The 11,326-nt window shown below is 34.8% G+C and carries 11 protein-coding genes; all 11 read left to right on the forward strand.

Translation table 11 applies throughout. The annotated features are described in order from the left end of the window. Positions 1–51 precede the first annotated feature (51 nt). The 11 genes from ES677_RS13215 to ES677_RS13265 all read left to right on the forward strand — a co-directional run bounded on the left by ES677_RS13215 (position 52) and on the right by ES677_RS13265 (position 11,188). Positions 52–939, forward strand: coding sequence for an AraC family transcriptional regulator (locus ES677_RS13215; RefSeq protein WP_148381483.1), 888 nt, complete (start codon positions 52–54; stop codon positions 937–939). A gap of 148 nt (positions 940–1,087) precedes the next feature. Continuing rightward, positions 1,088–2,122, forward strand: a complete 1,035-nt coding sequence (gene hemH / locus ES677_RS13220) for a ferrochelatase (protein ID WP_148381484.1) — start codon at positions 1,088–1,090, stop codon at positions 2,120–2,122. Further along, positions 2,123–3,481 (forward strand): MATE family efflux transporter, encoded by a 1,359-nt coding sequence (locus ES677_RS13225; protein WP_148370903.1) that lies wholly within the window; start codon positions 2,123–2,125, stop codon positions 3,479–3,481. Further along, positions 3,481–4,026 carry a CopD family protein gene (locus ES677_RS13230; protein WP_148381485.1) on the forward strand — a complete coding sequence of 182 codons (546 nt, stop codon included), beginning with the start codon at positions 3,481–3,483 and terminating at the stop codon, positions 4,024–4,026. Before ES677_RS13225 ends, ES677_RS13230 begins: the two co-directional genes overlap by 1 nt. A 156-nt stretch (positions 4,027–4,182) precedes the next feature. Continuing rightward, positions 4,183–5,634, forward strand: coding sequence for a sensor histidine kinase (locus tag ES677_RS13235; protein WP_148370905.1), 1,452 nt, complete (start codon positions 4,183–4,185; stop codon positions 5,632–5,634). A 22-nt stretch (positions 5,635–5,656) separates the two neighbouring features. After that, on the forward strand, positions 5,657–6,439 hold the full coding sequence (locus tag ES677_RS13240) for an enoyl-CoA hydratase/isomerase family protein (protein WP_148381486.1): 783 nt from the start codon (positions 5,657–5,659) through the stop codon (positions 6,437–6,439). Between the two features lie 822 nt (positions 6,440–7,261). Beyond that, a complete protein-coding gene (locus ES677_RS15510) occupies positions 7,262–7,408 on the forward strand; it encodes a hypothetical protein (RefSeq protein WP_211357885.1) in 147 nt (48 codons plus the stop codon). A 57-nt stretch (positions 7,409–7,465) separates the two neighbouring features. Beyond that, positions 7,466–7,996, forward strand: a complete 531-nt coding sequence (locus ES677_RS13250) for a hypothetical protein (RefSeq protein WP_148381487.1) — start codon at positions 7,466–7,468, stop codon at positions 7,994–7,996. Between the two features lie 161 nt (positions 7,997–8,157). Then, positions 8,158–8,850, forward strand: a complete 693-nt coding sequence (locus tag ES677_RS13255; RefSeq protein WP_148381488.1) for a BRCT domain-containing protein — start codon at positions 8,158–8,160, stop codon at positions 8,848–8,850. 151 nt (positions 8,851–9,001) lie between these two features. Then, complete coding sequence (locus ES677_RS13260; protein WP_148381489.1) at positions 9,002–9,409, forward strand: hypothetical protein; 408 nt, start codon at positions 9,002–9,004, stop codon at positions 9,407–9,409. An 888-nt stretch (positions 9,410–10,297) separates the two neighbouring features. Continuing rightward, positions 10,298–11,188: a DUF2971 domain-containing protein gene (locus ES677_RS13265; RefSeq protein WP_148381490.1), complete on the forward strand. Its 891-nt coding sequence runs from the start codon at positions 10,298–10,300 to the stop codon at positions 11,186–11,188. Positions 11,189–11,326: the final 138 nt, after the last annotated feature.

Consider the following 11,326-nt stretch of genomic DNA (forward strand, 5'->3'; position numbering starts at 1 on the left):
AACAAGGCCTTTGTTTAGAATGAATCTAAATAAAAAAATAAAATTTAAGAAATGAGTCATCAAAAAAATGTCGCTACAGGGTTTTATAAAGAAACCAAGGTAGACGACGATGTTTTTGTGTTAACGTTTCATAATGAAACTAAAGATTCTCAACTTGTAACACGAGATATAGGGAGTAATTTTATTCAGTTTCATTTTAGCATTAAAGGATCGAGCACTTTTAATTTTAATAATGGTAGATATGGTCTAGATGTTTTAGAAGAAAACTCCTTGTTGCTATACAATCCGCAGCGCGAGTTACCTATTGATTTGGAGATTAAACCAAATTCTTGGTTAATTACCGTGCTTATTTCTATTAAAAAATTTCACGGATTGTTTTCTCAAGAAGCCGATTATATCACGTTTTTAAGTCATGATAATCGCGACAAAAAATACTACAAAGACGGAAAAATATCGCCGTCGATGGCTATTGTACTAAATCAGTTAATTCATTTTAACCTGAATGAATCTATAAAACATATTTATTTTAAAGGAAAAACTTTAGAATTACTGAGTTTGTATTTTAATAGAAGTGAGGAAACCGATGTTGAGCAATGTCCGTTTTTAGTCGATGAAACCAACGTAATTAAAATTAGAAACGCTAAAGATATTATTATAAACCGTATGGCCGAACCACCAAGTTTACAAGAACTTAGTGACGAAATAGGGTTGAGTCTTAAAAAGCTAAAAGAAGGGTTTAAGCAAATTTATGGAGACTCAGTGTTTAGTTTTCTATTAGATTATAAAATGGAAGTCGCGCGTAAACTATTGGAGTCGGGCGATCACAATGTTAATGAAGTGGGTTTAAAAGTTGGTTATAGCACGTCTAGTCATTTTATCGCCGCCTTTAAAAAGAAATACGGCACAACGCCCAAAAAGTACTTGCAGTCTTTAGGCTAGAGAGGAGCAAATCGAATAGAATAGTAAAAGAGAATACGGTTCGTTAAAAAGAATATTACAAATTAGAGTTGTATTTTTGCAATTCGAAAATTCAATAAAATTAGGGCACTATCTAAGGTGTTATAGTTTTAAAATAGTAGACATAATAATGAATAAAAAAGGAGTACTACTCGTAAATTTAGGATCGCCAGAAAGTCCAGAACCTAAAGATGTAAAAAAATACTTAGGAGAATTTTTAATGGACGAGCGGGTTATAGATGTGCCACTTTGGGCGAGAACCTTACTCGTAAAAGGTATCGTTTTAAATACACGACCAAAAGCATCGGCGGCCGCTTATAAAAAAATATGGTGGGAAGACGGTTCTCCATTAATTGTGCTTTCAGAGCAGTTACAAGAAAAAGTACAAGAGCACACCGAATTTCCTGTGGCCTTAGCAATGCGTTACGGAAGTATGACGATTAAAAAAGGTTTGCAAGAATTAGTAGATAAAGGGGTGGAGGAAGTGTTCTTAATACCCTTATACCCGCAATTTGCAATGGCAACCACAGAAACCATTCTAGTATTAGCCGAAGACATAAGAAAAGAAAGTTTCCCGGATCTAAAAATCGATTCGCTACCCGCATTTTATAATAATCCTGAGTATATTTCTGTGCTTGCCAATGCGATTAAAGACGACTTAAAACACAAAAAACACGATTACTTATTATTTTCGTATCACGGGGTTCCAGAACGTCACATTCGAAAAAGTGATATTACCAAATCGCATTGTACTATAGATGGTTCTTGTTGTAAAACACCATCGCCAGCACACGAGTTTTGTTATAGACATCAATGTTTGGAGGTGACGCGATTAGTTGCTGAAGAGCTAAAACTCGAAAAAGACACGTATTCAACATCGTTTCAATCGCGTTTAGGTTTCGATCAATGGTTATTACCGTATACCGATAGAACTATCGAGAGACTAGGAAAAAGTGGTGTTGAAAATATGGCAATCGTAACCCCTGCATTTGTTAGTGATTGTTTAGAAACGCTTGAAGAAATAGCGATGGAAGGCGAAGAACTTTTTCAAGAAGTAGGAGGAAAAGAATTTAGCACCATACCGTGTTTAAACACTAATAAAGACTGGGTAGCACTTTTAGCACAATGGATTAATGAGTGGGCGTTAGCGCCAATTAAAGCGTAAATGCAAAAAGAAAACACCTCAACATATCTAGGTACAGAAACAATAAGTAAACTATTAGTTAAGCAAGCAGTTCCAGCCTCTATTGGTATTCTGGTAATGTCACTTAATATCTTGGTCGACACTATTTTTGTTGGTCACTGGATTGGCTCTACAGCTATTGCAGCCATAAACGTGGTGTTGCCGGTCTCATTTTTTATTGCCGCTTTAGGTATGTCTATAGGTGTTGGGGGGGCGTCCATTATTTCTAGAGCTTTGGGCGCTAATAACCACAACAAAGCACTTAAGGTTTTTGGTAACCAAATTACGTTAACCTTAATTCTTACCATTGGCTTTGTAATCGCGGGTTTATGGTTTGTAGATGCTATAATTCCAACATTTGGAGGTAAAGGCGCTATTTTCGAACCTGCGAAAGTGTATTACAAAATTGTGTTGTACGGCGTACCATTTCTGGCGCTGTGTATGATGGGGAATAGCGTTATCCGCGCCGAAGGAAAGCCTAAATTCGCAATGTACGCGATGCTGTTTCCGTCGGTTGGGAATTTAATTTTAGACTACCTATTTATAAACGTAATGGACTTTGGTATGGCAGGAGCCGCTTGGGCAACTACAGCATCCTATCTTATGTGTTTCACCTTTATTTTCTGGTTTTTTATGTCTAAAAACTCAGAGTTAAAAATTGATATTTCACATTTCGGATTCGATAAGTCCATCGTGTCAGAGATTTCAAGTTTAGGGTTTGTCACCTTAGCGCGCCAAGCAGTAGTGAGCATCACTTATCTGTTTATGAATAATATTTTGTACAATTTAGGTGGGGAAACTTCGGTGACCGCGTATGCCATTGTTGGGCGTATGTTAATGTTTGCACTGTTTCCTGTTTATGGTATTACACAAGGATTTTTGCCTATTGCGGGTTATAATTATGGCGCGCACCATTACGGTCGCGTCAAAGAAACCATAGCCACCGCCTTAAAATATGCCGTTGGTTTGGCTATTGTCGTCTTTATCGTTTTAATGGTATTTCCAGAATCTATTACCCGACTGTTTACTACCAACCCCGAAGTTATAAAAGAAACCCCAAGCGCTATGCGTTGGGTGTTTGCCGTAACGCCAATCGTGGCCGTTCAGCTTATTGGTGCTGCCTATTTTCAAGCCATCGGTAAAGCCGTGCCTGCATTATTGTTAACCTTAACGCGGCAAGGGTTTATCTTTATTCCGCTTATTTTTATTCTCCCTAATTATTTCGGAGAGTTAGGCGTGTGGATGTCTTTCCCTATTTCCGATTTGTTAGCGACCATTATCACCGCTTATTTTTTAAATCGCGAAGTAAAAACTAATTTAGTACCCTCAAAAGCAAAGTAATGGACTATTACAATTACATCAAAGCGCTACATCTTATTTTTGTTATCACTTGGTTTGCCGGTTTATTTTACATTCCGCGATTGTTCGTGTACCAAATCGAAGCCTTCCATAAACCTTCGCCCGACAAAGAAATTCTTGGTAAGCAGCTCAAAATAATGGCCAAACGTTTGTGGTATATTATTACATGGCCTTCCGCAATATTAGCCACAATTTTTGCAATTTGGTTACTTATTTTAGTGCCCTCGTGGTTGCAACAGTCTTGGATGCACGTTAAACTAATCTTCGTTGTATTACTTATATTATACCACTTAAAAACACAGGTTTATTTTACGCAATTACAAAATGATGTCGTTAAAAAAACTTCCGGTTTTATGCGATTATGGAACGAGGGCGCCACTTTTATCCTGTTTGCCGTTGTGTTTTTAGTCATCTTAAAAAGCGCCATCAATTGGGTGTTTGGGGTAGTCGGTATCCTCATACTCGGTATTTTATTAATGCTCGGCTTTAAAATGTATAAACGCATCCGAGAGAAAAAAGGCGAATAACCTATACGCTTTGGGCGTTACCCGTTTCCGCGAAAAGCGGCAACCGGTCGCGCTATCCACTATATCTTTTGCAGAAAAAGCAAAAGGATGCCGTTTCTATCGCTAACGCAGTATAATGGTTCGATTATTGCTATATTTAATGCTTTAAAATAAGTAATGAAAATAAGAAAACTCGCCTTACGTGTCCGCATATTTTTAGCAATGATTTTGTTAGTCATGGTGTCCTCATTACTTATTGCCACCGTTTACATTTATCAATACAACGAGGAAACCCAAGATTACCATAAGCAACGTTTAGAGCGTAAAGAAAGTGCAATCATCAATAGTTTAAAATTTGTTATCCGCGATGCGACGTATCCAGTAACGACTGAGAATATTCCGCTAATTTTTAAAACAAAAATTTACGAAGTCGCCGATGTGCATAACATTCAAATTAATCTTTACGATCTTCAAGGGTCTTTGCTAATTTCATCAAAAGCCGATTTGGCGCCCGATTTATCTAATAAATGCATCGCTGCCGAAGTTCTAAACCAATTAATAAATACGGCCTCGCATCGTTTCGAAAAAAAGGAAATAAAATTAGACGAAACCTTTCGCTCTAGCTTTCAATATATTTACGACCAGAAGTTTAAGCCGTTAGCAATTATCAATCTGCCGTATTTAGAAAACGACGATTTTCTAGCTAAAGAGCTTAACGAGTTTCTTGCGCGCTTAAGTTATACCACATTGTTAATTTTGGTAATAGCCGTAACGTTAGCCTTTTTCTTATCGAAATACATTACCAAATCGCTAAAGCAAATTAGTGATAAAATGCGAACCACGCGATTAGAAAAACGAAATGAAAAAATTAATATAGAACACACTAGCGAAGAAATTACAGAACTTATAAAATCGTATAATAATATGATCGATGAGTTGGAGGAAAGTGCAATCATATTAGCAACAAATGAAAGAGAACGCGCGTGGCGTGAAATGGCAAAACAGGTGGCACACGAAATAAAAAATCCGTTAACGCCAATGCGATTGAGTGTTCAGAATTTTCAACGGAAATTCGATCCTAACGATCCCGAAATATTTAATACAGTAAACGAATATACCGCTACGCTTATCCAGCAAATCGATACAATGAGTTCTATTGCCAGTGCATTCTCTAACTTTGCTAAAATGCCAGTTCAAAAAAACGAGCAACTTAACGTGGTTAAAATTGTTGATTTAGCGCTAGATATTTTTGTGGAAAACGACATCCAGTTTCATTCTAATACAGAAGAAATAATGGCTAAATTTGATAGGTCGCAATTAATACGTATTGTAACCAATTTAATAAAAAATAGTATTCAAGCTATCCCCGAAGGGCGAACGCCAAAAATTAGTGTGAGTGTTTTAGGAGATGCCCAAAACGTCACTATTAAAGTGGCCGATAATGGACTTGGTATTGCCGAAGAAAATAGTGTAAAAATATTCGAGCCCAAGTTTACGACCAAATCCAGCGGGATGGGATTAGGCTTAGGAATGATTAAAAACATACTGGAAACTTATAACGGATCGATTACCTTCGAAACAGAGAAAAACGTGGGAACGACCTTTACTGTTACGTTTCCTAAAGAATAATTACTAATTAAAATTTATAGATATGAATTATAAAAACATACTTACCGCGTTTAATAACGGTATTACAACCATTACTATTAACAGACCCACTAAATTAAACGCTTTAAACATAGCAACAATTCAGGAGTTGCACACCGCTTTCGATACGGCCGATAAAGAGGCGAACACTAAAGTAATTTTAATTACAGGAAGTGGAGAAAAAGCATTCGTCGCAGGTGCCGATATTAGCGAATTTGCAGATTTTGATGTGGCTAGCGGTGCCGATTTAGCGGCTAAAGGGCAAGAGTTATTATTCGATTTCGTCGACAATTTAAGTACTCCGGTAATTGCGGTCGTAAATGGTTTTGCATTGGGTGGCGGACTGGAATTAGCAATGGCTTCGCATTTTAGAATAGCGAGTACCAACGCAAAAATGGGATTGCCAGAAACGTCTCTCGGTGTTATTCCTGGATATGGAGGTACGCAACGTTTACCACAATTAGTGGGTAAAGGGCGCGCTATGGAATTAGTAATGACGGCCGGAATGATAGATGCTGCTACCGCAAAAGAATACGGTTTAGTAAACCACGTTGTGGAATTAGAAGCATTAATGCCATTAGCAGAAAAGATAGCCGGTAAAATTATGAAAAACTCATCAGTAGCGATTAGTAAAGCGATTACCGCGGTAAATGCTAATTTTAAAGTGGGCGTTAATGGTTTTGAAACCGAGATTAAAGAGTTTGGAAACTGCTTCGGTACCGAAGATTTTAAAGAAGGAACAACAGCCTTTTTAGAGAAAAGAAAAGCTGATTTCTCAGGGAAATAGATTTTTAGTTTATAATGTTTAATTGCAGGGATAAACTTTATTAATCGTGTAATAGCTTTTAGCGAGTTATAATAATGACGTCTTTAATTATGATGTTTTAAATTTACACAGTGTATAACGTTTCAATAAAAAAAAAGTCCTTCAATCGAAGGGCTTTTTTAGGTTAATAAATAAACGTAATACCGTTTTATTATCATTTAAAATAATCTTCTTAGTTTTTTATTAGCTGGAATTGCTGAGTCCGTAAAAGGTCAAAATGTAGAGTATTTACTTCCTCTAAGGGGTTAATCTTTTTACCAAATGATTTTTTATGCTAAATTAGAATTAACATAGCCGCACTTCTAGACCACTAATACCCATTAAAAAAAGTGATTAATAGTCTCATAAAGCTTAAAAACTACTTCCTTTATTTCGGCACTACGGTTTCCCGTAAATAGACCATCTCATAATCATTTACATTTGATATTATAAAAAAACGAGTTTATGGATAAGTCAGCTAGGAGATGAATTTTATAGTTAAAAAGTAATTAATGTGATTGGAAAGTTCATTAAGAATTAATTTTAGTTTTTACGATTTTTTACAATAAATTAGAATAAGTAATTTCTATATTGTGGGAGCTACTATTTCAGTCGTTTTCCATATCCAGTTACCTGCTTTTGGTAATTGTAATTAATAGCAATTTTAATCTGAAAACAACGCATATACCATCTGTTGAGGTGGTAAAGTATTGATTATATACTCATATAACTAAGTTCTACGCAATTTGAAACGAACATCGTGCTGAAAACAAAAAACATTAATTAATTTAAAAATAGAGAGTTATGGCAAAATCAAGTGGAATGAAAAACGCACCAAGTACAACCGGAAAACCTTCTGGTGGAGGAAGAAGTAATGCAGCAAGTAAATCTAGTGGAAGTTCAAAAGGTTCTTCATCATCTTCTGGTTCAAAAGGAGGTTCTAAAAAGTAAGAATTTAAAAAACACGGCTAGAAACCTCTAACCGTGTTTTTTTTATTAAAAATAGTAATGAAGAAAATACAAGAACATAATCCATCAACAAACGAACTTCTGAAGTTGGAATATAAATTTCAACCTAAATTGACCGAAAAACTAGATAAAATCGAATCTCACTTTAATCAAGAATTGATAAACGAAATTGTCTTGTGGAAAACGAATCGTTATGCCGAATTGAATAATGAAACGCTGAATTTGATAAATAAAATTGACCAAAAATCGGAATTTATCGATTCTGCTCTGACTGGAGAAATTCTTATGCATTTGCTCGAAACGAAAGGAATTCGGTTGCCAATGGCTTCAACTATTTTGAGATTTAGGAATCCGAAAATCTATCAAATTATTGACCAAAGAGTTTATCGAATGATTTACGGAATTGAACTCAAACTGAAAACGAATTTAAACGACAATATAATTCAGTATTTAGATTATTTAACCGAGTTGAGAAACGTTTGTGATTTATACCAAATTCCGTTTTTTGAATCTGACCGAATTCTTTATGAATATGACAAAATTATGAACTTGGAAAAAATAAAATACTGAATAAAAACTGCGTAGAACACCGTATATAATTTATTGCTAGTTATTGCCTACTTACGAAAATCCTCGCGGATTTTCTATTCGGTTTTTATTTACTAAATTTAGTGCTTAAACACGCAACAAACCATATACAAACACGTTAGCACACATTAAAACCAAAACCAATGGCAGTAGTCGAATTTGAAGGCAAGAGTTTTTGTTTCACGGGAAAATTAGCCGAATTGAAAAGAACTTTAGCGGAAAGAGAAGTTAGAGGAAGAAACGGATTTTCTCAAAAAGTAATAAATAAGGAACTGAATTATTTAGTTTTAGGTTCTATCCCATCTTCAGGTTGGAAACACGGAAATTATGGGAATAAAATTGTAAAAGCGAAACAACTAATTGCGGATGGAGCAGAATTAAAAATAGTTTCGGAAAAGGACTTTATGCAAGGACTTGAAAAATATGCCTCAAACGACAGCGGAGAAATTGACGAGAAATTAATAATCTGTAGATATAAAGCATTATTTCAAAACGGAGAAATTGACCTTAATGCTCTCGAAGATTATTTAGAATTATTAAAAGAAACTTCTGATTCTCATATTACGGCAACAATTGAAGAACCGTATATTTATCAAGATTTGTACAACGAATTTACCGAAGAAGATATTGACAATCTTTTATTATTTCAATGTAGAATTGTAAAGCACTTTGGTTTAGAAGAAAATGGACAGGAATTTGTTGATACAATCGCAAAAGGATTTGAATCAATTGACGGACTTGACGGAGATATTTCGTGGTCGGAAAAGAAAGAAGGAACAGCAAGTTTTGCGAAATTATTACAAGATATACCTCTGAAAACAAAACTAACGGAATAATAACGTGTGCTAACAACGTATAAAAATAATTGCGGTTTAGTGCTTAATCAAAAGTAGTTGCGTGTTTGTAACTTCTGAATTTCCTTCGGAAATTCCTCGCATACAAACCCGCAACTATTCTTATACAACAACGTTGGCAAACATTTGAGAAATGACGAAAATCAGATATTCAAAAGAAAGATTAAGAAGTAACTTAAGAATGGGAATATTCTTTGTAACAATCGGAATTATTCTCGTTTTGTTATCTTTTATCATAAAATGGAAAGAAATCTCACTCGCTTCAATCGGAATTGGACAAATTTTGGCAGGAATTCCGATGTTTATGATTTATTACTTTGAGAACAAAAAACAATATCTGACTCTGAAAAACGGAGAATTAATTAAGAACGCTCTATTCCCGAAAAAAATAAAACTTAAAGAAGTAAAATCTATCAGAGAATTTGCTGGAGATTTAAAACTGATTACGGAAAAAACTGAATTTATAATTGACACTCAAATTGTCGAACCGAATTCTCTTATGGAACTGAAAAACGAGTTGAAAAATTATAACCTTAAATAAAAAAACGATTTGCCAACATCGTATAAAAATAATTGCTGTTTAGTGCTTATTCAAAGGTCGTTGCGTGTTTGATTCATCTGATTTTCCTGCGGAAAATCCTCGCATACAAACCCGCAACTATTCTTAGTGTGCCAAGAATCAACCACGGCAATAAAGGGTTGAATGCTGTAAATAAGATGATGGTAGGTCCATCAGAGTCGTTGTATAGGCGATGGCTCTAAACCACCTAAAGGTGCTTTGATTAATAGTCTTGGTACTGAGCGTTTAGGAGAATCTAGTCCAAGAGATTAGCAGGTAAGATTAAAGGAGTTGAACGAAAGTGAACCACTGAAGAGGTGTCGAGAAGTAGGAACCTCCAGTCAAAAGCTACAGGGCGGAGCGTAAAGAAAGTGTCCAGTGGACATTTATAGCGAACGCGCCAGCTGGCGTGGGTGGCCATACGGAGTTAAAAGTGATAGTAGCGATACTATTAATTACAGAGATCACCTATTTATTTTCTGTAGGGCTGGCGTCATTCAGGTGGCAAGAACTTTAATTAGGCTTATTTACGGAACTTGGGAAGCTGCATACAAATGATAAGGGAAATGCACAATAGGCACAACCTAAAGGCAAAATACCAATAGTGTATGTAGTGGCAGACCAAACCGTAGTAGTGATGAAGTTTCTGTAATGGAAATGGAGCGAAGGGATTAGCTAATTTGGAATACAGTTTGCCAACTTGAAAAAGGATGAGCTTATATTTGTTGCAAATTAGAAGAGCCGTGTGAGGGGAGACTTTCAAGCACGGTTCTGTGAGAGGCTTGGGGTGAAATTCCCTTTGCCTACTCGATTACAAACACGTTAGGCACAATTTGAGAAAAACATTGCGAACTAAAAGTCATTTATTAAATGAGTAAAAAAAGTAATCAAATTGAGAAAGAATTAAATGAATTCCTAAAAGGTGAATTGCCTAATGAACTATACCATTACACCAATTTAAATGGATTGAGCGGAATAATAAATAGTTCAGAACTTTGGCTAAGTAATTTATATTTTCTTAATGATAAAAATGAGTTCGAATTAGGACTGAAATTCGTAATTGAACAATTGGAGTCTTACAAGAGTGGATTCTCAGTTTTAAAACCTACGAAATATTTTATTGAAGCATTAGAAAAAGCTATTGATTTTATAAAAGAAAAAGATGCGCCATATATTTTATCAATGACCGCAAATAATGATTTATTAAGTCAATGGAGAGGTTATACAAATAATGGAGTTGGTGTTAATATTGGTTTTAATAAAAAATTCTTTAAAGACAATGATTTAAAAGTTTATAAATGCATTTATAATATTGAAAAGCAAAAAGAAATAATCGACCATATTTTAACTCAATCAATATTTATGTTCATTGGAATTACAGATTCTCAGGGAATATTTAAAGATTCTGACGATATTGATTTCAGTCAATATGACAAAGCTGTAAGTATTGCTGGACAATATTTTATTGATAGAACTATATTTTTTTGTAGCCTAATAAAGGATAAGAGTTTTGAAGAAGAAGATGAGTGGAGATTACTTTTATTAGATAAAGGAAGTGAAATTAATTTTATTAATGTTGGGAACTATTTTAGACCTTTCAAAAAAATAGAAATTAAAGATTTAAACGATAGCATAAATGAAATAATGATGGGACCGAATTCTGAACAAGGGCTTTGTGGTTCATCTATAAAAATGTTATTAAAAAAACATAAAATAGAAATTGAAAAATTGAAGTATAGTGAAATACCATATAGAAATTAAAAACTGTGCCTAACAAAGTACTGTGGTAAAAAACAAGTAAAAACCCATTAACTTTTCACTAAAGTACTTCTATAAGAATCATCATATATTAATCCAGATTTTGCTATTGCAAAAGCTTGTTTTAGTAGCTTATTACAG

The sequence above is a fragment of the Bizionia gelidisalsuginis genome (genome assembly GCF_008086185.1).
Lineage (GTDB): Bacteria > Bacteroidota > Bacteroidia > Flavobacteriales > Flavobacteriaceae > Bizionia > Bizionia saleffrena.